The 24,681-nt window shown below is 74.4% G+C and carries 18 protein-coding genes; 10 read left to right on the forward strand and 8 right to left on the reverse strand.

Features of this window, described 5'->3' with window-relative positions; all coding sequences use genetic code 11:
• Positions 1 to 177: 177 nt before the first annotated feature.
• The 4 genes from recD (at position 178) to AACH10_RS17150 (ending at position 10,161) form a co-directional block, all read left to right on the forward strand.
• A complete protein-coding gene (gene recD / locus AACH10_RS17135) occupies positions 178 to 2,463 on the forward strand; it encodes an exodeoxyribonuclease V subunit alpha (RefSeq protein ID WP_341411671.1) in 2,286 nt (761 codons plus the stop codon).
• A 142-nt stretch (positions 2,464 to 2,605) separates the two neighbouring features.
• On the forward strand, positions 2,606 to 6,691 hold the full coding sequence (locus AACH10_RS17140) for an ATP-binding protein (protein ID WP_341411672.1): 4,086 nt from the start codon (positions 2,606 to 2,608) through the stop codon (positions 6,689 to 6,691).
• A gap of 144 nt (positions 6,692 to 6,835) precedes the next feature.
• Entirely contained in the window at positions 6,836 to 8,683 is a 1,848-nt protein-coding gene (locus tag AACH10_RS17145; RefSeq protein ID WP_341411673.1) for a cytochrome P450 family protein, read from the forward strand.
• Entirely contained in the window at positions 8,680 to 10,161 is a 1,482-nt protein-coding gene (locus AACH10_RS17150) for a Dyp-type peroxidase (RefSeq protein WP_341411674.1), read from the forward strand. Before AACH10_RS17145 ends, AACH10_RS17150 begins: the two co-directional genes overlap by 4 nt.
• Positions 10,162 to 10,170: 9 nt before the next feature.
• On the opposite strand, the gene AACH10_RS17155 is transcribed toward AACH10_RS17150, so the two are convergent.
• From AACH10_RS17155 to AACH10_RS17165, 3 genes are read right to left on the reverse strand one after another with little or no spacing between them, the layout of a single operon-like run.
• A complete protein-coding gene (locus AACH10_RS17155; protein WP_341411676.1) occupies positions 10,171 to 10,998 on the reverse strand; it encodes an ABC transporter permease in 828 nt (275 codons plus the stop codon).
• 8 nt (positions 10,999 to 11,006) lie between these two features.
• Positions 11,007 to 11,819 carry an ABC transporter ATP-binding protein gene (locus AACH10_RS17160; RefSeq protein ID WP_341411678.1) on the reverse strand — a complete coding sequence of 271 codons (813 nt, stop codon included), beginning with the start codon at positions 11,817 to 11,819 and terminating at the stop codon, positions 11,007 to 11,009.
• A complete protein-coding gene (locus AACH10_RS17165) occupies positions 11,816 to 12,850 on the reverse strand; it encodes an ABC transporter substrate-binding protein (RefSeq protein ID WP_341411679.1) in 1,035 nt (344 codons plus the stop codon). Before AACH10_RS17165 ends, AACH10_RS17160 begins: the two co-directional genes overlap by 4 nt.
• A gap of 193 nt (positions 12,851 to 13,043) precedes the next feature.
• On the opposite strand from AACH10_RS17165, the gene AACH10_RS17170 reads away from it, so the two are divergent.
• Together AACH10_RS17170 and AACH10_RS17175 are read left to right on the forward strand one after the other, a co-directional pair.
• The gene (locus AACH10_RS17170; protein ID WP_341411680.1) at positions 13,044 to 14,102 is read left to right on the forward strand and encodes an alcohol dehydrogenase; all 1,059 of its coding nucleotides are present in this window, start codon (positions 13,044 to 13,046) and stop codon (positions 14,100 to 14,102) included.
• Positions 14,103 to 14,104: 2 nt separating this feature from the next.
• The gene (locus AACH10_RS17175; protein WP_341411681.1) at positions 14,105 to 14,884 is read left to right on the forward strand and encodes an SDR family oxidoreductase; all 780 of its coding nucleotides are present in this window, start codon (positions 14,105 to 14,107) and stop codon (positions 14,882 to 14,884) included.
• A gap of 29 nt (positions 14,885 to 14,913) precedes the next feature.
• Here AACH10_RS17175 and AACH10_RS17180 read toward each other — a convergent pair whose 3' ends face one another.
• Positions 14,914 to 15,408, reverse strand: coding sequence for a DUF3237 domain-containing protein (locus AACH10_RS17180; protein WP_341411682.1), 495 nt, complete (start codon positions 15,406 to 15,408; stop codon positions 14,914 to 14,916).
• Between the two features lie 189 nt (positions 15,409 to 15,597).
• On the opposite strand from AACH10_RS17180, the gene AACH10_RS17185 reads away from it, so the two are divergent.
• From AACH10_RS17185 to AACH10_RS17195, 3 genes are all read left to right on the forward strand, one after another.
• Positions 15,598 to 16,434: a helix-turn-helix transcriptional regulator gene (locus tag AACH10_RS17185; protein ID WP_341411683.1), complete on the forward strand. Its 837-nt coding sequence runs from the start codon at positions 15,598 to 15,600 to the stop codon at positions 16,432 to 16,434.
• Positions 16,435 to 16,541: 107 nt separating this feature from the next.
• The gene (locus AACH10_RS17190; RefSeq protein WP_341411684.1) at positions 16,542 to 17,549 is read left to right on the forward strand and encodes a Bug family tripartite tricarboxylate transporter substrate binding protein; all 1,008 of its coding nucleotides are present in this window, start codon (positions 16,542 to 16,544) and stop codon (positions 17,547 to 17,549) included.
• A 100-nt stretch (positions 17,550 to 17,649) separates the two neighbouring features.
• A complete protein-coding gene (locus tag AACH10_RS17195; protein ID WP_341411686.1) occupies positions 17,650 to 18,033 on the forward strand; it encodes a phosphopantetheine adenylyltransferase in 384 nt (127 codons plus the stop codon).
• Positions 18,034 to 18,062: 29 nt separating this feature from the next.
• Here AACH10_RS17195 and AACH10_RS17200 read toward each other — a convergent pair whose 3' ends face one another.
• Positions 18,063 to 19,166 carry an MBL fold metallo-hydrolase gene (locus AACH10_RS17200; protein ID WP_341411688.1) on the reverse strand — a complete coding sequence of 368 codons (1,104 nt, stop codon included), beginning with the start codon at positions 19,164 to 19,166 and terminating at the stop codon, positions 18,063 to 18,065.
• A gap of 204 nt (positions 19,167 to 19,370) precedes the next feature.
• Between AACH10_RS17200 and AACH10_RS17205 the strand changes: the two genes are divergently transcribed.
• Complete coding sequence (locus AACH10_RS17205) at positions 19,371 to 19,727, forward strand: winged helix-turn-helix transcriptional regulator (protein ID WP_341411689.1); 357 nt, start codon at positions 19,371 to 19,373, stop codon at positions 19,725 to 19,727.
• Between the two features lie 23 nt (positions 19,728 to 19,750).
• Here AACH10_RS17205 and AACH10_RS17210 read toward each other — a convergent pair whose 3' ends face one another.
• The 3 genes from AACH10_RS17210 to AACH10_RS17220 form a co-directional block, all read right to left on the reverse strand.
• The gene (locus tag AACH10_RS17210) at positions 19,751 to 20,773 is read right to left on the reverse strand and encodes a catalase family peroxidase (protein ID WP_341411690.1); all 1,023 of its coding nucleotides are present in this window, start codon (positions 20,771 to 20,773) and stop codon (positions 19,751 to 19,753) included.
• A gap of 159 nt (positions 20,774 to 20,932) precedes the next feature.
• Positions 20,933 to 23,341, reverse strand: coding sequence for a TonB-dependent receptor plug domain-containing protein (locus AACH10_RS17215; protein ID WP_341411691.1), 2,409 nt, complete (start codon positions 23,339 to 23,341; stop codon positions 20,933 to 20,935).
• Between the two features lie 207 nt (positions 23,342 to 23,548).
• On the reverse strand, positions 23,549 to 24,667 hold the full coding sequence (locus AACH10_RS17220) for a septal ring lytic transglycosylase RlpA family protein (protein ID WP_341411692.1): 1,119 nt from the start codon (positions 24,665 to 24,667) through the stop codon (positions 23,549 to 23,551).
• Between the last annotated feature and the right edge of the window lie 14 nt (positions 24,668 to 24,681).

Here is a 24,681-nt window from a genome sequence, read left to right on the forward strand (position 1 = left end):
CTGCTCCCCAAGGCGGGTCAGGTCAGGCCCACTCCCCGGGGCCGCGCCTGTGTCCTCCACCCGCCGCGCCGCGCATTGTGTGCGCAGGCCGCGCGGCCGCGGCGGCCACCTCCCCTGAAGGCATGATCCAGGGCATGCGCACGTTTCCGCTCCCGGTGGCCCGGCCGCCGTACCGCCATGCCTGAAGTCGACGCCTTCGCCGCCATCACCGAGGCCCACGGTGGCGACGCGGCCGGGGCGCGGTCGCGCGCCCGCGTGCTGGCCCCACCGCCAACGCGCCATGCCGACCTGCTGGCCACGCTGGACGCCTGGGTGGCCGAAGGCTGGCTGCGCGCGCTCGACCGCGTGTTCGCCGGCTTCCTGGCGCAGCTGGCGCCGGATGCCGACCGGCTGCTGATTCTGGCCGCCGCGCTGGCCAGTCACCAGCTCGGCCGCGGCCATGCCTGCCTGGACCTGGCCGCCACGCTGGCCGATGCCGCCGGGGCCCTGGCGCTGCCGCCCGACGAGCCGGCGCCGCGCGTGCCCCCGGCCGGTGACGACGGGCTCGACGGGGATGACGCACCGGCGCGCGCGCCCTCGCCGGCCCAGCTGCTGGCCGGCGTGGACCTGCCGCGCTGGCTGGCCGCGCTGGACCAGCCGCTGCTGGTGGGCACCGGCGCCGGCGGCACGCCGCTGGTGCGCGAGGGCACGCGGCTGTACCTGCGCCGCTACTGGCAGCACGAGCAGGACGTGCGCGCCGCCATTGCGCAGCGCCTGGCCGCGCCCACCGAGGCGGCCGCGCCCGCGCGCCTGGCCGAGCTGCGCCGCGCCATCGAGGTGGTGTTCACGCCCGCTGCCGGCGCGCCGCCCGCACCGGCCGCACCGGCCGCACCGGCCGCACCGGCTGTCACGCCCGACTGGCAGCGCCTGGCCTGCGCGCTGGCGGCGCGCCAGGGCTTCGCCATCGTCACCGGCGGCCCCGGTACCGGCAAGACGACCACCGTGGTGCGCCTGCTGGCCGTGCTGCAGCACCTGGCGCTGACCGCGCCGCCGGCCAGTGGCGCGGCGCCGCGCCCGCTGCGCATCCGCCTGGCCGCGCCCACCGGCAAGGCGGCGGCGCGGCTCAACGAGTCCATCTCCAAGGCCGTGGGCGGGCTGAACCTGGCCGGGCTGGGGCCGCTGCCGGGCGATGGCGGACCGGCCGATGCCGGCGCGCTGCGCGCGGCCATCCCCACCGCCGTGACCACCGTGCACCGCCTGCTGGGCAGCCGGCCCGACACGCGGCACTTCCGCCACGATGCCCGCCACCCGCTGCCGCTGGACGTGCTGGTGATCGACGAGGCCTCGATGCTGGACCTGGAGATGATGGCCGCCGTGCTGGCCGCGCTGCCGGCCCATGCGCGCCTGGTGCTGCTGGGCGACAAGGACCAGCTGGCCTCGGTGGAGGCCGGCGCCGTGCTGGGCGACCTGTGCCGCCGCGCCGACGACGGCCACTACCTGCCCGAGACGGCGGCCTGGCTGCAGGCAGCCACCGGCCAGGCCATCGAAGTCGCGCTGATCGATGCCCACGGCCAGCCGCTGGACCAGGCCGTGGCCAAGCTGCGCCACAGCCACCGCTTCAGCGCCGATAGCGGCATCGGCCGCCTGGCCACCGCGGTGAACGCGGGCGATGCCCCGGCCGTGCGCGCGGTGCTGGCCGAGCGCCCGGCCGATCTGGCCTGCCTGCGCGCGGGCGACGAGGCGGCCTTCCGCGCGCTGGTGGTGCACGGCGCGCCGCGCGCCTTCGGCCTGCCCGAGGCGGGCGCGCCGATGGCCGGTTATGCCCGCTTCCTGCAGGTCATGCGCGAGGGCCAGCCGCCAGCGGATGCGCCACCGCAGGCGCATGACGACTGGGCGCGCGCGGTGCTGGCCGCGCACGGCGGCTTCCAGCTGCTGTGCGCGCTGCGCAGCGGGCCGCAGGGCGTGGCCGGGCTCAATGCCCGCATCGTGGCCCTGCTGCGCGCCGAGGGCCTGCTGCCGCCCGTCACCCCGGCCCTGGCGGGTCAAGAGGGCGGAGGCGAGTGGTACGCCGGCCGCCCGGTGCTGGTGACGCGCAACGACTACGGCCTGGGCCTGATGAACGGCGATGTGGGCGTCACGCTGGCGCGGCCCGATGCCGCCAGCGGCCGGCCGGTGCTGCGCGTGGCCTTCCCGGCCGGCGATGGCTCGGGCGGCATCCGCTGGGTGCTGCCCAGCCGGCTGCGCGCGGTGGAGACCGTGTTCGCGATGACGGTGCACAAGAGCCAGGGCAGCGAGTTCGCCCATGCCGCGCTGGTGCTGCCGGCGCGGCTGAGCCCGGTGCTCACGCGCGAGCTGGTCTACACCGGCATCACGCGGGCGCGGCAGTGGTTCACGCTGGTGCCCGCGGCGCCGGCCGGGCCCGGTGATGTGCTGGGCGCCGCGGTGCAGCGCCGGGTGGAGCGGGTCAGCGGGCTGCTGGGCTGAGCGACACTTGATCCACCGCTGATTCACCCTCTAGAGAGCCGTCTCCAGGGTGCCAGCCGGGGGCCGGGTGGGTGTGGCACAGTGCGCGCGCGTCTTCATTTGTTGCCCAGGCTGAAGTTCCGTGTCTGCCCCGTCCACCGTCATGCTCGCCATCGTGCAGGAGCCGCAGGCGCTGGGCTTTCTGGCCAGTGACGGACGCAGCTTCGGCGTGTTCGAGCGCCTGGCCCTGCCCGATGCCGGCCTGGGTGGCGCGTTGGCGGCCTGGGCCCGCACCGCTGCCACGTTGGACGACGCCGCCGAGCGCGGCGCGCGCTTCAGCCATGCCTGGCTGCCCTTGCCGGTGCAGCACTGGCTGGCGCGCCAGCCGCCCGCGCTGCTGCAGCTGCAGCTGGCCGAGGGCCTGGCCGCCCTGCCGTGGGAGCATGCGCTGCTGGCCGGCCAGCCGCTGGACCAGCGCTTCACCGTCGTGCGGCAGCTGGTGGGCACGGCCGGCAGCGGCACGCCGCCACAGCACCGCCCGCCCGCCGCGCGCGTGCCGGTGCTGCGGGTGGGCGCTGTGGGCGCGCCGGCCGACGCCACCGCGCGCCCGCTGCCCGCCGCCTTGCCGCTGCAGTGCCTGCCACCGGCCGCCGATGCTGCGCTGCCGCCGCCCGAGGCCGTGGACGCCGAGGTGCTGTGGTGGGCCGACGCCCTGCCGCCCGCCGGAGCCCTGCCCGCGTGGCTGGCGGCGCTGGCCGCCCGGCCGGCCGCGCCGCGCCTGCTGCTGGCCACGGTGGCACCGGGGCCGCACGGTGCCGATGCCTGGGTGCCGTGGGTGGCCGCGGCCTGCCGCGCCGGCTTCAGCGCGCTGTGCGTGCCGGTGGCGCCGGCCCAGGCCGATGCCGCGCTGGCGCCGTTCTGGGCTGCGCTGGCCGAGGGCGCGCCCTTCGGCGAAGCCGCACGCCGCCTGCGCCGCGTGGCCGCCGGCACGCCGGCGCTGGCCAGCGCCGCGGCCGCCTGGTTCCACGGCGACGGCAGCCACGCGCCCTGCCTGCCCGAGGCGCCGCAGCCGCCCGACGACGACGTGCGCCAGTGCACCATGCTCAAGTGCGACCTGGTCGACAGCACGCGCCAGATGGGCGTGCTGGGCGACGAGGCCTATGCCGAGCGCCTGGCCCAGTACCACGCCCGTGTGGCGGCCATCGTGCGCCAGCATGGCGGCATGGCCGACGACCCGCAGGGCGACGACGGCTTCATGTGCTACTTCGGCTATCCGGTGGCGCGCGAGGACGCCCCGGCCCAGGCCCTGCGTGCGGGCCTGGCGCTGGCCCAGGCCATGGCCGATCTGGCCTGGCAGCTGCGCATCGGCATCTCCACCGGCCGCGTGGTGGTCAAGGACGGCCAGCCGGTGGGCAGCGCCATCCACCATGCGGCGCGCCTGCAGGCCCTGGCCGCGCCCGGCACGGTGCTGGTGGCCGAGGCCACGCAGGCCCTGGTGGCCGAGCGCTTCGAGTTCACGCTGGTGGATGCCGACGCGCGGCTCAAGGGCTTCGAGCAGCAGGGCGGCGGCGCCGTGTGGCGCCTGCTGCGCGAGCGCGAGGCCCAGGGCACCGAGCGCTTCGACACGCGCAGCCAGCTCACCCGCTTCGTCGGCCGCGAGGAGGAGCTGGCGCGCCTGCACCAGCACTGGCAGGCCGCCTCGGCCGGCCGGCCGCAGGCCGTGCTGCTGACCGGCGAGGCCGGCATCGGCAAGTCGCGCCTGGTGCGCGAGTTCCGCCGCCAGCTCAGCGAGCGTGGCGCGCTGGTGCTGGAATGCCGCTGCGCGCCCGAGCACACCGGCAGCGCGCTGCAGCCGGTGATCGAGCTGCTGCGCCGGCAGCTGAACCTGGCCAGCGTCGACAGCCCCGCCGCCGCGCTGGAGCGCCTGCGCCGCAGCGGGCCGGCCACGCTGGGCGGCGACGACGCGGTGGCGCTGGCCGCCGACCTGCTGTCGCTGCCGGCCGACGGCCTGCCGCCGGTGCCGGCCGATGCCGCGCTGCGCCGCCAGCGCACGCTGGCCCTGCTGGTGCAGTGGCTGCGACTGGGGGCGGGCCACCGACCACTGGCGCTGATCGTCGAGGACATCCACTGGATCGACCCGTCCACGCGCGAGCTGATGGCCAGCCTGCTGGACGGCCGCGCCGGCATGCCGCTGCTGCTGCTGCTGACGCGCCGCACCGGTGGCGCGGCCGACGCGGGCGAGGCCGAGGACGCCGCCGCCTTCGGTCCCGAGCTGCCGCGCCTGCCGCTGGCCGGCCTGCCGCCGGCGCTGGCCTTCGAGCTGATGCGCGATGCCTGCGGCGCGGCTTTGCTGGATGCCGAGGCCGAGCGCTGGCTGGCCACGCGCGCCGACGGCGTGCCGCTGTTCATCGAGGAATCGGCGCGCATGGCCGCGGCCCTGGTCAAGGGCCTCACCGTGGGCGTGGCGCCGGCCCCGGGGGCGCCGCCGGTGCCGCCGGGCATGGACATCGCGCACACCCTGCGCGAGGCCGTGCCGGCCACGCTGGAGGGCCTGCTCACCGCGCGCCTGGACCAGCTGCCCTCGGCCCGCCGCGCCGCGCAGCTGGGCAGCGCCATCGGCCGCAGCTTCTCGCTGGCGCTGGCCGAGGCCGTGAACGCGCATGCCGATTCGCCGATCCGCTTGCCGGATCTGGCGCAGGAGCTGGCCGTGCTGGCGCAGGCCGGCCTGGTCAGCGTGCAGGGCGAGGGCGCGCAGCGCGAGTACACCTTCAAGCACGCGCTGGTGCGCGACGCGGCCCACCAGAGCCTGCTGGAGCGTGACCGCCGCCGCCTGCATGGCGCCATCGCCGCGGTGCTGGCCACGCAGTTCGCCCACCTGGTGACGGCCCAGCCCGAGCTGATGGCCCACCACCAGGAGCTGGCCGGCCTGACCGACCAGGCGCTGGGCGGCTGGGAGCGCGCGGCGCGCCATGCCGCGGCGCGCTCGGCGCACGACGAGGCCATCGCCCACCTGCGCCACGCGCTGGTGCTGCTGGCGCGCCAGCCCGAAGGTGGCGCCCGCGACCGCATCGAGCTGCGCCTGCAGATGCTGCTGGCCGGCCGCCTGATCGCCACCGCCGGCTACGGCGCACCGGCCGTGGAGGCCGTGTACGGCCGCGCGCTGGCACTGTGCGAAGCCACCGGCGACGTGGCCGCGCTGGGCAAGGTGCGCCTGGGCCTGGAAGGCTGGCACTTCATGCGCGGCGACTTCCCGCAGGCCATGGCCATCGCCCGCCAGGTCGAGGACGATCTGGGCCCGCCGCAGCCGGCGGTGGACGACCGGCTGGCGCGCATCCAGTCGCAGTGGGCCATCGCCAACATCGTGTTCCACCAGGGCGACCTGCGCCGCGCCGTGGCCATGATGGACGCCTGCCTGGCCAGCTACCGCCAGCTGGGCCACCGCGCCATGGCCGTGCAGGACCCCGGCGTGATGTGCCTGTGCTACTCGTCCTGGGGCCTGTGGGAGCTGGGCCGCGCCGACGAGGCCCTGGCCCGCGCGCGCGCCGTGGTGGACCTGTCCGAAGGCCTGAACCACCGCTTCAGCATGGGCGAGGCCTATGGCTTCCTGGCCGTGGCGCACTGGTTCCGCGGCGAGATCGGCCCGGGCCTGGCGGCCGCGCGCCGCGCCATCGAGATCTGCGAATCCGGCGGCTTCTCGGTCTGGCTGGCCCATGCCCGCGTGGTGCACGGACGCCTGGTGGCCGAGCGCGCCGAGCCGGGCGACGTGGAGGCCGGCATCGAGGAGATGCGCCAGGGCGACGCCATGTGGGCCGCCACCGGCGCCGTGGTGACGCGCGCCTTCTACCTGAGCCTGCGTGCCGAAGGCCTGGCCCAGGCCGGCCGCGACGACGAGGCCCTGGCCCTGCTGCGCGAGGCCTGGGCGCTGGTGGAGCGCAGCGGCGAGCGCTACTGGGCGCCCGAGCTGGCGCGCGCCATCGGCCTGCAGCTGCTGGCCCGCGCCGCGCCCGGCGATGCCGCCGCGCAGGCCGAGGGCGAGCGCTGGCTGCAGCAGGCGCTGGCCGAGGCCCAGGCCCGCGGGCTGGACGCGCTGGCCCTGCGCGCGGCCATGGCCCTGGGGCAGCGCCACGCCGCCCAGGGCCGCGAGGCCGAGGCCCGTGCGCTGCTGCAGCCGGCGCTGGGCGCGCTGCGCGAGGGCCTGACCACGCGCGACGTGCGCCACGCGCGCGCGCTGCTGGCCCGCTGGGCCTGAGCGCCGGGCGCGCCCGGGGCCCATCCGCAATGCGATGGACGCTGCCCGACACGGCATCCGCCGCCCCGCCGGGCAGGCGGCACCATCCCGGCTGCGTACGCGGCCGACCGGTCCGCGCCCCGATCCGAACCGCCTGACGCCACGATGATCGACCTCGACGCGCCCGCCTCGCTCACGCCCTTCCAGTTCAGCCAGCGTCTGCTGCGGGTGCTGTCGGACGATGCGCAGCGCGCCGCGCTGTACGCGCAGCTGCAGCGCGAGCCGCGGCTGCTGCAGTTCCAGAGCATGGCCCAGGCCCCGTCGGACGGCGCCGCCGCCACGCCGGGCAGCGTGCCCCCCTTCCACCAGACCGTCACGCTGCTGGCCGCGCGCGAGCACATCGACCTGGCCATGCGCGACGACCGCCACTTCAGCAACGCGTCCTATGCGGCGCTGGGCAGCGGCACCTTCATGCTGGGGCTCGATGGCATGGCGCACGCCATGCAGCGCGGCTTTGCCCAGCGCGTGCTGAAGTACCACCCGGCCGAGCTGGCGGCGCTGATCGACATCGCCTGGCGCGCCGCCGCGGTGCTGCCGCTCAAGCAGCGCCGCTTCGACGCCGCGGCGCTGGCCGAGCAGGTGGGCCTGCGCTTTGCCGCGCTGCTGTTCGGCTTTCCGCTGCACGAGCATCCGTACCTGGAAGCCGCGATGCGCTACGGCTACCAGCACCTCGTCTACCAGATCATCGGCCGGCACTTCAGCTACGACCCTGCCGCGGCGGTGGCGGCCCAGAAGGCCGGCGCGCTGTTCCTGCAGCGCACCGTGGCGCTGCTGGGCGAGTACGCCGCCGGCCAGGTGCCCGACGATGTGCGCGAGCTGCAGGCGCGGCTGGCGGCCATCGGCGAGGCGCGCAAGCTCGACGCGCTCCAGCACTTCCAGCCGGTGTGCGCGCGCCTGGTGGCCGAGCCCAGCGATCTGTCGGGCGCCGAGCTGGCCTCGCTGCTGGGCGGGCTGATCGCCGGCACCATCGGCAATGTGCAGGCCAGCGTCAGCATCGCGCTGCAGGCGCTGATGGCCGCGCCGCAGGGCACGCTGACCCAGGCCATCGCCGAGGCCCATGCCGCCGAGCCCGGCACGGCCGAGCGCGCGCGGCTGCAGCGCCGCGTGATGGACGCGCTGGCCGACAACCCGCCGGCGGCCTTTCTGCCGCGTCAGGTGATCGCCGACCTGCCCCTCACCGTGGGCGGCCAGCCGGTGGGTACGCTGAAGGCCGGCAGCCTGGTGCTGCTGGCCATCGGCGCCGGCACGCGCGAGATGCGGCCGCATGCCGACGACTTCGGCCCGCGCGGCGATCCGCTGATCTTCGGCGCCGCCGCGTCGGCCGAACCCGGCGCCCAGCATGTGCACGACTGCCTGGGCGCCTACCTGGCCCAGCCGCTGGTGCTGGAGACGGTGCGCCGCGTGCTGATGCTGCCGGGCATCACCCGCGCGCTGGATGTCGACACCGGCGAGCCGGCCGCGCTGGTCAAGACCTGGGGCTTCCGCTGCGACAAGCTGATGCTGGAGTACAGCCGAGACCGCGCCATCACCCAGCAGCCGCTGGCCGTGATCATGAAGATCAAGGCGCCGGTGGCCGAGAACGCCGAGAAGCTGCGGCAGACCATCGCCGTGGCCGCGCCGCGCATCGAGATGAAGCTGGACGAGGCGCGCCATGTGCACTTCGCCTGGTTCATGCTGCTGGACAACGACACGCGCCTGGGCCTGTTCACCGCCTTCGACGGCGCCTTCGACGAGTACCTGAAGCACTTCTCGCGCACCGTGGGCCCGCTGTTCGACTCGATCTACCAGTACCTCGAGGACGCGCCGCCGCTGCCGGTGGCCGACCACCCCGAGGCCTTCGTCGCCAAGGCGCGGCAGTACAACACCGCGCCGGTGGGTGGCTACTTCTACAGCGCCTACCCGGCCGCGCCGGTGGTCGACATCCAGCATGCGCTGAAGGAGCGGGCGCAGTGAGCGCGCCCGCCCCGAAGCCTGCCACGCACCCTGGCTGGCTGCCGCTGCCGGCCGAGGCCGGCGTGCAGCAGCTGCCGGTGTACGGCTACGGCTACCAGCGCAACGCCCAGCTGTTGCTGGAGATCACCGACGGTGCCGCCGCGCGGCGCTGGCTGGGCGCCGTGCTGGCGCGCGGCTGGCTGGGCACCGAGGCGCTGCGCGAGATCAGCGGCGCGCCGCGCGAGGCCATCGGCTGGGCGCTGAACCTGGGCCTCAGCTTCGGCGGGCTGCAGGCCCTGGGCTTGCCCGGCCGGCTGCAGGCGCTGCTGCGCCAGTACGCGCCGGCCTTCAGCGAAGGCGCGGTGCCGCGCGCCGCCCGCCGTCTGGGCGACACCGGCGACAACGCACCGCCGCACTGGGAGCCGGCCTTCGGCCACCGCGTGGCGCACCTGCTGCTGACGCTGCATGCCGACAGCCTGCACACGCTGGACGCGCGCATCGCCGATCTGCGCACGCTGGACGGCGCCGAAGGCCTGGCCGGCTGGGCGCGCGGCCGCAGCGCCGGCCAGCACATGCACAACGACGACGGCCGGCGCATCGTGCACTTCGGCTATGTGGACGGCATCTCCAACCCGCGCATGACCGGCCTGCACAAGCCCAAGGACGGCCAGCCGCCGCGCCATGCGCCGGGCGAGCTGCTGCTGGGCCATGCCAACGACGACGGCGCCAACCCCTGGCGCCTGCCCGAGGCTCCGGCGGCGGCGCAGTTCTTCCGCCACGCCAGCTTCGGCGCCTACCGCAAGATCGCGCAGGACGAGGCCGCCTTCCACGCCCAGGCCGAGCGCGTGGCGCGCGAGCTGGGCGAATCGCCCGAGTGGGTGATGGCCAAGTGGTGCGGCCGCTGGCGCGACGGCCGCCTGATGCGCGCCCCTGGCACAGACGCGGCCGAAGCGAGCCAGTCGGGCGCCCTGTACAACGGCTTCGACTTCAAGGACGACCCGCGCGGCGAAGGCTGCCCGATGGGCAGCCACCTGCGCCGCATGAACCCGCGCAGCGACCCGCTGGTGCAGAACAAGCGCCGGCCGCTGATGCGCCGCGGCATGCCCTACGGCCCGCGCTGGACACCCGACGCAGCCGCCACGCCCAGCCCGCGCGACGACCAGCGCAATGCGGCCGAGCGCGGCCTGCTGGGCCTGTTCTTCTGCGCCAGCCTGGAAGACCAGTTCGAGCACCTGCTGGGCGCCTGGGCCGACCGCAACCCGCTGGGTCCCGACCACCGCGGCACGGCCAAGGACCCGCTGATCGGCCAGCACGACGACCCGAACGCCTGGCTCGAAGTGCCCGGCGCACCGGGCACACCGGCACGGCGCATCCGCAGCCTGCAGCCGATGGTGGCCACGCGCGGCACGGTGTACCTGCTGTACCTCACGCAGCCGGCGCTGCAGGCGCTGGCAGACGGCGCTGCGCCCTCCACCCCGGCTGCGACCCCGGGCGCCTGACCCGCGGCCTCAGAGCCGTTCGCTCTCGCCGCCGCGCGGCTGCCAGGTCAGCAGCCGGCGCTCCAGCTGGCCCACGGCGCCATCGAGCGTCAGTGCAAAGGCGGTGAGCACCACGATGCCGGCCATCACGGTGTTGATGTCGAACACGCCCTCGGCCTGGTGGATCAGGTAGCCCACGCCGCTGGCCGAGCCCAGGTACTCGCCCACCACGGCGCCCACGAAGGCCAGGCCCACGCTGGTGTGCAGGCTGCTGAACACCCAGCTGGTGGCACTCGGCAGGTACACGGCGCGCAGCAGCTGGCGCTGGCTGGCGCCCAGCATGCGGGCATTGGCCAGGATCACCGGGCTGACTTCCTTCACGCCCTGGTAGACGTTGAAGAAGACGATGAAGAACACCAGCGTGACACCGAGGGCCACCTTGCTGGCGATGCCCAGCCCGAACCACACCGCGAAGATCGGCGCCAGGATGATGCGCGGCATCGAGTTGGCGGCCTTGATGTAGGGCTCCAGCAGCGCGCTGGCCATGGGCTGCAGCGCCAGCCACAGGCCGCCGCCCAGGCCGGCGGCGGCGCCGATGACGAAGGCCAGCACGGTCTCGACCAGCGTCACGCCCAGGTGGCTGTAGATGTCGGCATCGGTGGCGAACCAGCGCCAGATGCGCTGCGCCACCTTCACCGGTTCACCGAAGAAGAAGGCTGCCTGCTGGTCGTTGCTGAAGAAGATCGGCGGCACCAGGCCCGGCGTGGTGAGCACATGCCAGGCGCCGACGATGGCCAGCAGCAGCGCCACCTGCCAGGCGCGCAGGTTGCGGGGGTTGGGTTTGATCGCGTCCCACATGCTGCCGCTCATTTCACTTGCAATTGCTGCTGGTAGCCCTTGAGCACCTCGTCGCGCAGCACGGCCCAGATGGCGTTGTGCAGCGCGATGAACGCGGGCGTGGTGCGCACCTCGGCCACGTCGCGGGGCCGCTCCAGATCGATCGCGAACTCGCCGATCGGCCGGCTGGCCGGGCCGGCGCTCATCACCACCACGCGGTCGCTCATGGCGATGGCTTCGTCCAGGTCATGCGTGATGAACAAGACCGCCTTCTTCTTGGCCTGCCACAAGGCCAGCACCTCGTTCTCCATCAGCTGCCGCGTCTGGATGTCGAGGGCCGAGAAGGGCTCGTCCATCAGGATGATGTCGGGGTCCAGCACCAGGGTCTGGGCCAGGCTGGTGCGCTTGCGCATGCCGCCGCTCATCTGGTGCGGGTAGCGGTCGCCAAAGGCGCCCAGGCCCACGCGGCGCAGCCAGTCCTCGGCCTGGGCGCGGGCCTCGGCCGGCGGCACGCCGCGGAACTCCAGCCCCGCCATCACATTGCCCAGCGCGCTGCGCCAGGGCATCAGGCTCTCGGCCTGGAACATGTAGCCGGCGCGGGCGTTGATGCCTTGCAGCGGCTGGCCGAAGACCTGCACCGTGCCGGTGGACGGTGCCAGCAGCCCGGCGGCCAGGTTCAGCAGCGTGCTCTTGCCGCAGCCGGTGGGGCCCACCACCGAGACGAACTCGCCCGCGCCCACGGTCAGCGACACGCCCTGCACCGCGGTGTAGCGCGCGGCCGGGTTGGCGCGGTCGACGAAGGTGACGCTGGCGTCGGCCAGCTGCAGTGCCGGTGTGCTCACTTGGCCGGGTACTTGGCCAGCGCGGCCTTGACGAAGTCGTTGGTGGAGACGGCCTTCAGGTCGATCGTGGCCTTGCCGATCTCGGCGTCGATGCTGGCCAGCGCGCGCAGCGCGGTCTCGGCGCCCTTGTCGGGGAACAGGCCGTCGGGCGACAGCGCACCCTTGGCGGCCAGGAAGGCGTCGATGTAGACCGCGCGGTCGCCCAGCAGGTAGCTCTCGGGCACGGCCTTGATGATGTCGCCGGGGCCGGCCTTCTGAATCCACTGGTTGGCGCGCACGATGGCGTTGGCCAGCGCCTGCGCGGTGCGCGGGTGCTTGTCGACGAAGGCCTGCGGCACGTACAGGCAGGCGGCGGGCATCGGGCCGCCGAACACGCGCTCGGCCTCGGCCACCACGCGGGTGTCGCTGATGATCTTGATGTCGTTGCTGCGGCTGAGCAGCGAGATCACCGGGTCGAGGTTGGCGATCGCGTCCACCTGGCCGCTGCGCATCGCCGCCACCGCGCCGTTGCCGGCGCCCACGCCGATGATGCTGACGTCGCTGGGCTTCAGGCCGGCCTTGGCCAGCACGAAGTTGGTCATCACGTTGGTGCTGCTGCCCGGTGCGGTGACGCCGATCTTCTTGCCCTTCAGGTCGGCCACGGTCTTGAAGCCGGCCATGCTCTTGGGGTTCACGCCCAGCACGATCTGCGGCGCGCGGCCCATCAGCACGATGGCGCGCAGCTTCTGCCCCTTGGGCTGCATGTTCACGGTGTGCTCGAAGGCGCCGCTCACCACGTCGGCGCTGCCGCCCACCAGCGCACGCAGCGCCTGGCTGCCGCCGGCGAAGTCGACGATCTTCACGTCCAGGCCCTCGGCCTTGAAGTAGCCCAGCTGCTCGGCGATGGTCAGCGGCAGGTAGTACAGCAGGTTCTTGCCGCCCACGGCCAGCGTGAGCTGGGGCTTCTCCAGCGCCTGCGCGCGCAGCAGGCCGGGGCTGGCCAGCAGCAGGCCGGCGGTGGTGGCAACGAAGGTGCGGCGGGTCGGGCTCATCGGGCGGATCTCCAGCGGGCGGGTGACGCCTGGGCGACACGGCACCCGGCGACGGCAAGGCGGGCACTGTAACCAATGCGCGCCGGTGCAGACGGCCACGGCGCAAGGCCCGATTGACGCCACCGCCCCTGGCGCCTAGCGTCCACCCAAGCCGATCACCCGACAAGTTCCAAAGCCAGGAAGGAGACCCATGATGAGGATGCGCAGCTACCAGGTCTGCCAGTGCGGTTTGCCGCTGCAACGCAGCGACGGCGAGGTGCCCCAGCCGCAGGGCGCGCAGGTGCTGCTGAAAGTGCTGGCGGCCGGCGTGTGCCACTCCGACCTGCACATCTGGGACGGCTACTACGAGATGGGCGGCGGCCGCCAGCTCAACCTGATCGACCGCGGCATCCGCCTGCCGCTGACCATGGGCCACGAGAACGTCGGCGAGGTCATCGCCGTGGGTCCCGAGGCCACCGGCGTGCAGGTGGGCGACATCCGCCTGGCGCACCCGTGGATCGGCTGTGGCGATTGCCCGGCCTGCCGGCGCAACGAGGAGAACCTGTGCGCCAAGCCGCGCTTCCTGGGCGTGTTCGCGCAGGGCGGCTACGCCACCCACTTGCTGGTGCCCGAGGGCCGCCACCTGTTCCCGATCGGCCAGCTCACGCCGCAGCAGGCGGCGCCGCTGGCCTGCTCGGGCGTCACGGCCTATGCAGCGCTGAAGAAGGTGCAGCCGCTGCTGGCCACCGAGCCGCTGGTGGTCATCGGCGCCGGCGGCGTGGGCATGATGGGCATCGCATTGGCGCGCATGATGGGCGCGCGCCAGGTCATCGCGGTCGACATCGACGCCGCCAAGCGCGAGGCCGCGCTGGCCGCCGGCGCCACCCAGGCCATCGACGGCCAGGCCGCGGATGCGGTGGCGCAGATCCAGCGCGCCACCGGCGGCGGGGCCATGGCGGCGATCGACTTCGTCGGCGCCGGCCAGACGGTGGACCTGGCGCTGGCCGCCGCGGCCAAGGGCGGCCATGTGGTGGTGGTGGGCCTGTTCGGCGGTGCCGTGAACCTGCCCACGCCGATGCTGCCGATGCGTGCGCTGACGCTGCGCGGCTCGTACGTCGGCTCGCATGCCGAGATGGCCGAGCTGCTGGCTCTGGTGAACGCCCAGGGCATGCCGCCCGTGCCCATCCACACCCGCCCGCTCGACGAGGTGAGCCACGCGCTGGACGACCTGCGCGCCGGCCACGTGGTGGGGCGCGTGGTGCTGGCGGGCTGACGATGGCCACCACTGCCGTCGCCCCCGCCACTGCCACCGCCCCCATCCTGCTGATCACCGGCGCCAGCCGCGGCATCGGCGCCGCCACCGCCCGCCTGGCCGCGCAGCGCGGCTGGGACGTGGTGGTGAACTACGCCCGCGACGCCGCGGCCGCCGAGCGCGTGGCCGCCGAGGTGCGCGCCGCCGGCCGGCGCGCGCTGGTGATCCAGGCCGACGTGGCCGACGAGGCCCAGGTGCTGGCGATGTACGAGCGCATCGATGCCGAATGGGGCCGGCTGTCGGGCCTGGTGAACAACGCCGGCATCGTGGCGCCGCAGGCCCGGCTCGACGAGATGAGCGCCGAGCGCATCCAGCGCCTGATGGGCGTCAACGTGGTGGGCGCGCTGGTGGTGGCGCGCGAGGCGGTGCGGCGCATGAGCACGCGCCACGGTGGCGCGGGCGGCGCCATCGTCAACGTGTCCAGTGCCGCAGCGCGCCTGGGCTCGCCCGGCATGTACGTGGACTACGCGGCCAGCAAGGGCGCCATCGACACCTTCACGATGGGTCTGGGCCTGGAGCTGGCGGCCGAGGGCGTGCGCGTGAACGGTGTGCGGCCCGGCATGACCGACACCGACATCCATGCCGACAGTGGCGACCCGCAGCGCCCGTTCAAGCTGGCCCACACCATCCCGATGCAGCGCCCGGGCCGTGCCGAGGAGATCGCCGCCGCCATCGTGTGGCTGCTGTCGGACGAGGCCAGCTACACCACCGGCACCCTGCTCGACGTGAGCGGCGGGCGCTGACCGGTCAGGCCGGAACAGCGCGCCGCCGCTCAGCGGATCGCGTACACGTCCAGCAGCACCGCGCTGGCCTCGCGCTGGCCCACCGCCAGTGCCAGCAGGCCGTTCAGGTGCGCCCAGGCCGGCGCACCGGTCTGGAAGCGCATCACGGTGCGGAAGTAGTAGGCCTCGCGCGGCACCGCCTCGCCGCGCGCCAGCTGCGCCATCACCTCGGCCGGGCCGTGGCGGTAGCCCTCGCTGCGCACCTCGATCAGCGCGCCGTCGTCGGCCTGCAGCACATAGTGCGCGGCGATGTCCAGCACGCCGTCGGCGCGCCGCACCTGCCAGTCGACGCCGCCTTCGACCACGCGGCCGTTCAGGCCCGGGCCGCGCACCGTGCCGCCACCCAGCGGCACATAGCGCCGCTCGCCATGGTGGCCCGGCCCCAGCGTGACCAGCGCCCCCACCTCGCAGCGGATGCGGGTGAAGGGCGCCAGTGCCGGGGGCGGGGGAAAGGACAGGTCGGCGGTGTCGGTGGGGTGGGTCATGGGCTCGGGGCAGGGACAGTCTGGATGCCGGGCGCCGGTGGCGCCGCCTAGCATCGGCGCGCCGGGCGCCATCGGCATGCCTGCCAGCCCGCTAGCGTGCCGCCAGCGGCCGCCGCGGGCTGTCATCCCAGAGGCGGACAGGCCGCCGCCCCACCGTTCCGATCACAGCCCCGTTCCCCGCCGCCACCGATGCACACCTGGCCCGTCGCTCCCGCCGCCCCCGCCACCGCACTCGACCGCCCCGAGCAGGCCTGCCTGGGCGCGCTGATCGGCCAGCTGGGCGAGCCCGGCTTCGCGCAGGGCGCGCTGGAGGGGCTGAACCAGGCGCTGCGCGCCGGCTCGTGGTCGGTGTACCGGCTGCGCACCGGCCAGCCGCCGGTGCTGCACTGCTCGGCGGCGCGCGGCGTGCCCGACACCACGCGCGACTGCTTTGCCGCCTACCTGGACGGCCTGTACCGCCGCGACGCCAGCTTCGACGCCGTGCGCCGCCAACGCGGTGCCGCCGCGCCGCTGGTGCTGAAGATGGCCGCCGACGAGGCGCCCAGCCGCGCCCACCGCGAGGCCATCTACCAGCGCCACGGCGTGCTGGAACGCCTGAGCGTGGCCGCGCTGGAGGACGACGGCAGCCTTCTGGCGGTGAACCTGTACCGCCACGAGCGCCAGGGCGTGTTCGAGCCGGTGGAGCAGGAACGCTTCCAGCGCCTGGCGCCGCTGCTGCTGTCCGGCGTGCGCCAGCACCTGCGGCTGCAGGCGCGCCTGGCCGCCCCGGCCGACGATGCCGGTGCCGCGCCCGACGACGGCCCGGCCGCCACCCGCGCGCGCCTGCAGGCCCGCTGTCCGGCGCTGACCGCGCGCGAGCTCGACGTCTGCGAGCGCCTGCTGCGCGGCTGGAGCTACGACGGCATCGCCGCCGACCTGGGCCTCACGGTGGCCACGGTCAAGACCTACCGCGCCCGCGCCTTCGACCGCCTGGGCCTGCACTTCCGCAGCGAGCTGTTCGCCTGGGCCCACGGCCAGCGGCACTGAGCCGGCGGCGCCCGGCGCTGTCGCCCTCTCGGATGACAGGACCGCACGGCGCGCTCGGCCAGACTCGCGGCCCATCGTCGCCCAGCCTGCCTGCCGAGGAGCCTGCCATGCCCGCCCCGTCGTTCCGTCCCGCATCCCCCCGCCCGCTGCGCCGCCTGCTGCTGGCCGGCCTGGCGGCCACCGCCGCGCTGGGCGCCGCCCCGCTGCTGCAGGCCCAGACGCTGGCCGGGCCGGTGAAGCTGGTGGTCGGCTTTCCGCCCGGCTCGGGCCCGGATGTGGTGGCGCGCACGCTGGGCCAGCGCCTGGGCGAGGAGCTCAAGCTCACGCTGGCCATCGACAACCGCGCCGGTGCCGGCGGCCAGATCGCCGCGCAGGCCGTGGCCAAGGGCGCGGCCGACGGCGCCACGCTGCTGCTGGGCGAGGTGGGCTCGATCAGCATCGCGCCGGCGGCCTTCGGCAAGCTGCCCTACCAGCCGCTGAAGGAGTTCGCGGCCATCAGCGAGGTGGTGCGCTCCGACTTCGTGCTGGTGGTGCCCGCCAGTTCGCCGCAGCGCAGCGTGGCCGATTTCGTCAAGGCCGCGCGGGGCGAGAAGGACAAGGTCAACTTCGGCACCTTCGGCGCCGGCACGCCCGGGCACTTCGGCGCCGAGGTGTTCGGCCACCTGGCCGGCTTCGGCGTCGAGAGCATCCACTACCGCAGCACCGGTGATGCCGTCACCGCCATCATCGCCGGCGACGTGAAGGGCGCCTTCGTGTCCACCGCGCTGGCCATGGCCCAGGTCAAGGGCGGCAAGATGCGCGCCCTGGCCACCACCGCGCCCGAGCGCTCGCCGCTGCTGCCCGAGGTGCCCACCTTCACCGAGGCCGGCTACCCCAAGGCCGACTTCGCCGCCTGGTTCGCGCTGCTGGTGCCGGCCGCCACGCCGCCGGCCGTGCAGGACCAGCTGCAGCGCGCCACCGTGGCCGCGCTGCGCGACCCCGAGGTGGCGAAGAAGCTGACCGAGGCCGGCTTCACCGTCACACCCAGCAGCCGCGCCGATGCCCAGGCCATGCTGCAGCGCGAGGCTGCGCGCTGGGCCGGCGTGGTGAAGGCCTCGGGCTTCAAGGGCGACTGACGCACGCCGCCGCCATGACCTGGGAGGTCATGGCGTGGCGCGACCGGGCGGGCTACAAGTGCGGCATGTCCATGCCCACGGTCACGCCATCGCCCCGCCCATGCGCCACCTCGTCCCCGCCACCTTGCTGCTGGTGGCCCTGATCCATGCACTGCCGCTGGTCGGCGTGCTGGGTGTGAACCCGCTGCAGCGCCTGTACGGCGTGCCGGTCGCCGCCCCTGAACTCGAGATCCTGCTGCGCCACCGCGCAGTGCTGTTCGGCCTGCTGGCGGCGTTCCTGGCGGCCGCGGCGTTCCAGCCGCGTCTGCACGGCGCGGCGCTGCTGGCCGGGCTGGTCAGCGTGCTGTCCTTCATCGTGCTGGTGCGACTGGTCGGCCACGCCAATGCCGCACTCACCGCCGTGATGCGCGTGGATGCGGGCGCCCTGGCGCTGCTGCTGCTGCTGGCGGGTGCCTGGCACCTGTGGCGGCCGGCCGGGGACTGACACCCCCGCGTCGGACCGCCGCCTGCCAGTCAAGGCGCGCCGCGCCGCGCCAGCCGCCGTGTCTCGCCGATGGCGGTGACGAAGAAGGCCTCGTCGGCCACGCCCTGCTCGGCCCGTGCACGGGCGAGCGCGCGTGGCGCCTCGTCCAGCGGCTCGTCGGTCAGCTCGAAGGTGCCCCAGTGCATGCCCAGCGACTGGCGCGCCGCCAGGTCGCGGTGGATCTGCACCGCCTCGTCCGGATTCACGTGCTGGGTCTTCATGAACCAGCGCGGCTCGTAGCCGCCGATCGGCAGCACGGCCAGGTCGAAGCCGGCCGCGCCCTGGCGCGGCGCGAAATGCTGGCGGATGCGCTGGAAGTCCTTCGAGTAGGCCGTGTCGCCGGCGAAGAACAGGTGAAAGTCGGGCGCCAGCAGCGCATAGCCGCCCCACAGCGTGGCCAGCTGGTCGCCCAGGCCGCGCGCCGTCCAGTGCTGCACGGGCGTCAGCACCACCTCCACCGCACCGACGCGGTGGCTCTGCCACCAGTCCAGCTCGACCACGCGGGTCAGGCCCTGGGCCGTGAACCAGGCCTTGTTGCCCAGCGGCACCACGAACAGCGGCGAGCCGCCGGGCTGCGCGGCCAGCGCGCGCAGGCTGGGCTCGTCCTGGTGGTCGTAGTGGTTGTGCGACACCACCACCAGGTCCACGTGCGGCAGCTGGGCCAGCGCCAGGCCGGGCGCTGCATGGCGCTTCGGCCCGGCAAAGCCCACCGGCGAGGCGCGCTCGGAGAAGATCGGGTCGGTCAGCACGTTCAGCCCGCCCAGCTGGGCCAGCACCGTGGCATGGCCGATCCAGGTGACGGCCGGCTGCATGGCCGCGCCGGCCTGGGCATTGGCGTGGATGAAGGCCAGGTCGGGCGCCACCGCCGGCGTGGGCGCCTGCGGCGGGCGCGGCAGGCCCTCGCGCAGCGCGTTCCACCGCCAGGCGATCAGGTCGCGCAGGCTCTTGGGGGCGAACTCGATGTCGTTGTTCTGGTAGCCCTGCGGGCGGTGGTGGGCCGGCGGCGCGGCGGGCTCGGACGCCTGGGCCTGGATCAGGCAGGCGCCGAGCATGCCGGACACCAGCCGGCGCAAGGTGCGGGAACGCGGGGGCATCATCGCTTCATCATGCCAGCCCGGCGCGGTGGCCAGCCCCAGCAGCCGCGCGGTGCCGTCGGGGGTGGGACGAGATCCGATGCGACATGGCAGCAACGCCTGAAACAGCCGTGGCGCATGGCGCAGCGCCGATGGCGGGATGCGAGTCACCATGCTTTCTTTTCGGAAGTAGGGGCCTTTTGGAAACCATGGCACGGTGCGGCCATGCACCGATCCGATCCCGAACCGGCCGCGCCGGATTGCACGCCGGACTGCCCGGTGCGCCGCACCGCGCAGATCATCGACGGCAAGTGGACGACGCAGATCGTGCGCGACCTGCTGCCGGGGCGCCGGCGCTATTCGGCGCTGCTGGCCGGGCTGCCGGGCATCAGCCCGAAGATCCTGGCGCAGCGCCTGCGCCTGCTCGAGGCCCAGGGCCTGCTGACCAAGACCGTGTACCCCGAGGTGCCGCCGCGCACCGAGTACGAGCTCACGCCGCTGGGCCGCCGGCTCGAGGGGGTGATCCGCGAGATGGCGGCCTTTGGCGAGGCCCTGGCCGCGCTGCCGCAGCCGCCGCGCTGAGGCGGCGCGCGGCCGTCACGGCCTCACTGCTTCGAGCCCTCGCCCAGCCGGCGGCCCAGCGACACGCCGTAGGGCGCGGCGCGTGCCAGCAGCATCGGGTCGGCTGAGGGCTCCACGCCCCTGGGCAGCGCGGTCGGGTTGAAGGTCAGGTTCAGGCAGGCGCCGCTGCCGTCCTCGGCCACCGCGGTCACCTTCAGCCGGCCCAGGTTCACCTTGCGCCGGCCCTCGGGCAGCGGCACGGTGGCGTTGTCCAGCCGGTCGCCGGGCTGGGCCAGCTCGAGGTTGAAGTCGAAGGCCAGCTTGCCATCCTTCACACGCTGGCGCAGGTCGTCGAGCAGGAAGTTCGCCCCCTTGGCCTTGGCTTCGTCGTCGCTCAGGCCCTGCACGCCGCCCACCGGCTCGAAGAGCCACTTGCCCCACTGCTTCTCGCCCTTGGCGTTGACGAAGGCGAAGGCGTGCACGCCCCAGTAGTTGACGCTGCCGAAGCTGGCCGGCACCGGCTGCGAGGCGAAGTAGCGGCCCTGCAGCAGCACCTCGGGGTTGGCGTCGGCAAAGGCCTTGACCTTGGCCGCGTCGGGCGCCTTGGTGGCTGGATCGGGCCGCAGCGACTCGATGCGCCCCAGCATCTGCGCCGGGCTGGCCGCGCCGAACACCGGCGCCGAGATGTTGCCCATCTGCCAGACCTCGCCGCCCGGCAGGTTGAACTGCAGCGCCAGGTTGCGCTGCGACTTGGTGTTGTCGGCCGCGCGCGGGTTGGCGCCGCCGACCGAGAAGCGCACGATCACCGGCACCGCCTGGCCGCTGAAGGCCGAGGCGACCGACAGCGCGCGGCCCTCGGCCGAGCCGGTGAACTCGCCCATCGCGCAGACGCCCTTGGCGCCCGAGCGGCGGTAGCCCTCGAACTTGCCGTTGGTGGCCTCGAAGGCATCGACCATGCGCGTGGGGTCGACCATCGACGTGTCGCTGGCCAGCGACTGGGCCTGGGCCAGCGTGAACGGGCCGCAGGCGGCCAGGGCCAGGGCGGTGAGGGCGAGGTGTCGGGGCATCGGGAATCCTTGGGTTCGGGTGAGGTGCATGGTCGCGCCGCCGGCCGGGCGGGCCGAGCGAGACACACCGATACCCCTTGTACGGAGGACTGGCCGAATTGGATGCAGGGCCGTGCGATGGCGCTGGCGCGCCGCTGCGCGCCGCCGCGACCACCGTGCTCAGAACTTCATCTCGGCCCGCAGGTTGATCTGCGTGGTGCTGCGCGCCGAGGTCTGCACCGTCTGCAGGCTGCCGTCGGCGGCGCGGGTGACCAGGCCGGTGTCGAAGTGGCGCGCGTCGGCGTTGTTCACGCTCAGCCGGGTGCTGAAGTCGGGGCTGAAGCGCCACAGGCCGTACAGGTCGAGCTGGGCGCGCCGCCCCTGGCTGCTGGCCTGGTTGTCGATCTGCTGGATGCTGAAGCCGGGCGTCAGGTTCCAGCTGCCGCCCACGGTGAGCGGTGTGCCACGGATCGGCCAGTCGGCGCCCAGGTTCAGCGTGGCGCGGGGCTGGCCTTCCAGCCGGTTGTTGGGGCCGGGCACGGCGCTCACGCGCGACCACATCAGCGTGGTGTTGGCACGCAGGCTGATCGGCAGCTCGGTGTCCCACAGGTCGGCGGCGCGCATCTTGGCCTCCAGCTCCAGCCCGGCCGAATCGGCCTGGCCGATGTTGATCGGCCGCGACACGTAGCGCTGGGCGCTGGCGTAGTCGACCGTCTGCAGCGCGATGACGTTGCGGATCAGGTCGTCGATGCGGCGGTAGAAGACGTTGGCGCTGAGCACGCCGCCGGCCTCGAGGTAGCGCTCGTAGCCCACCTCCAGGCCCCAGGCCAGCTCGGGCTTCAGGTCGGGGTTGCCCATGCGGTCGGGCGACAGCATCTCGTTGGTCTGCGTCAGGTCGGGCTGCTGGCTCGACACCGCCACGCGGCCGACGATCTGGTTGGTGTTGGGTGAGCGGTAGCTGCGCGTCAGGCTGGCGCGCACCTGGTCCTTGCTGTCGGGGATGCGCCAGACCAGGTGCGCCAGCGGCGTGAACACGCCCGAGCGGTTGTTGACGCGGCGCTGCGCGCCGTTGGCGCCGGTGTTGCCCTCGCTGCCGGTGAGGATGCCCTCCCAGCGCGCGCCGACGTAGAACGACAGCTGCTTGGTCCACTCCCACTCGTCCTGCGCATACAGCGCCAGGCGGCGGATGCGCGCGTCGACGTTCTGGTCGAGGCTGTTGACCAGGCTGCCGGTGCTCTCGCTGCTGCCGCTCTCGTTGCGCTGGTTGCTCTGCAGCTCCCAGCCGGCGCTCATCGAGTGGCTCTCGCGCAGCAGCTGCGAGAACTTGCCGTTCAGGTCGATCGACAGGTCGCGCACCTGGCTGTCGCTGGTGCGGGTGCGGCCGCCGCCGGCCTGGCCGCCGGTCTCGAAGCGCGTGCTGTCGCTGTCGGACTGGTTGAGCATCGTGGCGAAGCGCAGCTGCAGCTTGCCGCCCGAGCCCGTGGCGGTGTTCCAGGTGCCGGCCAGGCGGGCCATGCGGTTCTCGCTGCGGCCCTCGCTGCTGGCGCGGGTGTAGGTCAGCGCATCGGCGCTGCCCAGCGTCTGCGTCACGTCGCTGTGGCCCTGGTTCTGGCCGCGCGAGACGTTCAGCGACGGCTGCAGCTCCAGCGATTCACCGGCGCCCAGGCGCCACATCAGCCGGCCGTTCAGGAACAGCGATTCGCGCGTGCCGTAGCCGGTGCTGCGCACCGTGCGGTCCAGCGTCGGCGTGCCGCTGGCATCGCTGCCGGTGGTGTGCGACACGCTGTCGCTGTTGCGCCCGCCGCCGAACAGCGAGGCGCCGGCCGACCAGGTGAGGTTGTCGCTCTGGCCGTTGCGCGTCCAGTTGCCGCCGTACTGGGTGCGGCTGCCGTCGGCGCCGCCGCCGAAGCGCAGCTCGTTCTCGCGGCGCTTGTAGCCGTTGCGCATCACCACGTTGATGGTGCCGGCGATGGCCCGCGTGCCGTACTCGGCCACCGGCGCACGCATGATCTCGATGCGCTCGATCTGCTCGGGCGGCAGGTCGTCGAGTGAGAAGCCGGGCGGCATGCGCTGGCCGTCCACCAGCAGCTGGGTGTAGCCGCCGCCCATGCCGCGCATGCGCGGGCCGCTGCCCCGGCCGGGCGGGCCGCTCATGGTCACGCCGGGCAGGCGCTTGAGCACCTCGGCCACGCTGCCGTCGCCCATGCGGTCGAGCTCCTCGCGGCCGATCACCAGCTTGCTGGCGGTGGACTGGCGGCGCTCCTCCATCGTGGGGTCGGCCACGTTGCGGCCGGTGATCTCCACCGCCTGCACCGGCGCGCTGGCCGCCGCGCCGGGCGGGCGGGCGCCCCGCGGCGCCGAAGCCGCCGGCCGCGGTGCCGATGCCGCTGCCGCTGCCGCTGCCGCTGCCGATGGTGCTGCCGATGGTGCTGCCGATGGTGCTGCCGCGGCGGCCTGGGCCCCTGCCGGGCCGGCGGGCAGCCACCCCAGCATCACCCCCAGGCCCCACGCCGCCAGGGCCACCGGCGTCAGCCGCATCGGCAGGAAGGACAAGGCGGACGGCACGCGGGGCGAGGTTCGGGCGTTCATGGGCGCTGGACTGTGTGGAGGCTTTGTAACTGAATTGCGAAGCGCCGCCTGTCGCCTCGGGGTTTGCGACGGACAGCAGCCGGTGTGGTGCGGGTGGCGGCGCAAGCACCCGGCCCCACCCAGCAGTCGCCGCGGATCCGGCTTGGCCGGGCCGCTGGCGGCGCCCCCTGGGGGGAGCGGCCTTGGCCGCTTCGGGGGGGTATCAGTTCACCGGCGCTCGACGATGGCCGGCACCAGCGCGAGGGTGGCGCGCAGGCGCTCGGCGGCCTGGGCGGCGTCCTGCCGGCTGGCGTAGGGGCCGGCCTGCAGGCGGTGCAGGTTGCGCTCCTGGAAGATGGCCAGCAGCGGCGCCAGGCCGTCCACCTGCTGCGCCACGCGCTGGCGGAAGCCCACCGCGCCATCGCGCTCGCGGAACGCGCCCAGCTGCAGCCAGAAACCCGGCGCGGCCTTGACCACCGGCGCCGCCGAGGTCTGGCTGCCGGACAGCGGATCACCCGGCGCCGGGGCCGGCGGCAGCGGGCCCAGCGGGTTGCCGCCGCGCGCGCCGGGCCGGCTGGCGAAGGCGGCGATCGGGTCGTCGGCATAGGCGCCACCGGCCGCGCTGGCGGGTGGCGAACCTTCGGACGGCTCACGCGCGATGGTGGCCACCGCCGTGTCGTCGAGCATCAGACCCGGCACCGGCGGCAGCCGCGGGTTGCGCCAGCTGCCGGTGCGGATGGCCTCGTGCGTGATGCGCTGCACCTCCACCTGATCGACGCCCCCCAGCAGCCCCAGCTTCAGCGCGGCGGTGTAGCTGAGGTCGATCACCCGGTCGCTGTGGAAGGGCCCGCGGTCGTTGATGCGCACCACCACCTCGTGGCCGTTGCGCGGGTTGCGCACGCGGGCGTAGCTGGGCAGCGGCATGGTCTTGTGCGCCGCGGTCATCGCGTACATGTCGTACAGCTCGCCGGTGGCGGTGGGTTTGCCGTGGAACTTGCGGCCGTACCACGAGGCCAGGCCGCTCTCGCGCACCGCCACGTCGCCGGTCAGCGGCTCGTAGCGCGTGCCCAGCACCTCGTAAGGCTTGTTCGGCCCGCCCACGCGCAGCGGCTCGATGCGCGGCTCGGCATCGGGCACGGCGTACAGGTTGGGCGGCGGGTTGGCCTCGGGGCCATCGCGGCTGGGGTCGTCGCGGCGCGGCACGGGCGTGGCGGGCCGTGGCGGCGCCGGCCGGGTGGCCTGCGGGCCGGGCTCGGCGGCCGGACGCGGCGGCGCGCTGCCGCAAGCGGCCAGCAGGGCCGCCACGGCCAGGGGCAGCAGGGCGTGGGCAGGATTCGGACGGGTCACGGCCCGAACCCTAA

Source organism: Pseudaquabacterium inlustre (assembly GCF_038066595.1).
Taxonomy (GTDB): domain Bacteria; phylum Pseudomonadota; class Gammaproteobacteria; order Burkholderiales; family Burkholderiaceae_C; genus Pseudaquabacterium; species Pseudaquabacterium inlustre.

Coding starts and splice junctions, on each gene's coding strand:
- recD (WP_341411671.1), top strand. CDS start 178: ATGCCTGAAGTCGACGCCTTCGCCGCCATCACCGAGGCCCACGGTGGC.
- AACH10_RS17140 (WP_341411672.1), top strand. CDS start 2,606: ATGCTCGCCATCGTGCAGGAGCCGCAGGCGCTGGGCTTTCTGGCCAGT.
- AACH10_RS17145 (WP_341411673.1), top strand. CDS start 6,836: ATGATCGACCTCGACGCGCCCGCCTCGCTCACGCCCTTCCAGTTCAGC.
- AACH10_RS17155 (WP_341411676.1), bottom strand. CDS start 10,998: ATGTGGGACGCGATCAAACCCAACCCCCGCAACCTGCGCGCCTGGCAG.
- AACH10_RS17165 (WP_341411679.1), bottom strand. CDS start 12,850: ATGAGCCCGACCCGCCGCACCTTCGTTGCCACCACCGCCGGCCTGCTG.
- AACH10_RS17170 (WP_341411680.1), top strand. CDS start 13,044: ATGAGGATGCGCAGCTACCAGGTCTGCCAGTGCGGTTTGCCGCTGCAA.
- AACH10_RS17175 (WP_341411681.1), top strand. CDS start 14,105: ATGGCCACCACTGCCGTCGCCCCCGCCACTGCCACCGCCCCCATCCTG.
- AACH10_RS17180 (WP_341411682.1), bottom strand. CDS start 15,408: ATGACCCACCCCACCGACACCGCCGACCTGTCCTTTCCCCCGCCCCCG.
- AACH10_RS17185 (WP_341411683.1), top strand. CDS start 15,598: ATGCACACCTGGCCCGTCGCTCCCGCCGCCCCCGCCACCGCACTCGAC.
- AACH10_RS17190 (WP_341411684.1), top strand. CDS start 16,542: ATGCCCGCCCCGTCGTTCCGTCCCGCATCCCCCCGCCCGCTGCGCCGC.
- AACH10_RS17195 (WP_341411686.1), top strand. CDS start 17,650: ATGCGCCACCTCGTCCCCGCCACCTTGCTGCTGGTGGCCCTGATCCAT.
- AACH10_RS17200 (WP_341411688.1), bottom strand. CDS start 19,166: ATGCCCCCGCGTTCCCGCACCTTGCGCCGGCTGGTGTCCGGCATGCTC.
- AACH10_RS17205 (WP_341411689.1), top strand. CDS start 19,371: ATGCACCGATCCGATCCCGAACCGGCCGCGCCGGATTGCACGCCGGAC.
- AACH10_RS17210 (WP_341411690.1), bottom strand. CDS start 20,773: ATGCCCCGACACCTCGCCCTCACCGCCCTGGCCCTGGCCGCCTGCGGC.
- AACH10_RS17215 (WP_341411691.1), bottom strand. CDS start 23,341: ATGAACGCCCGAACCTCGCCCCGCGTGCCGTCCGCCTTGTCCTTCCTG.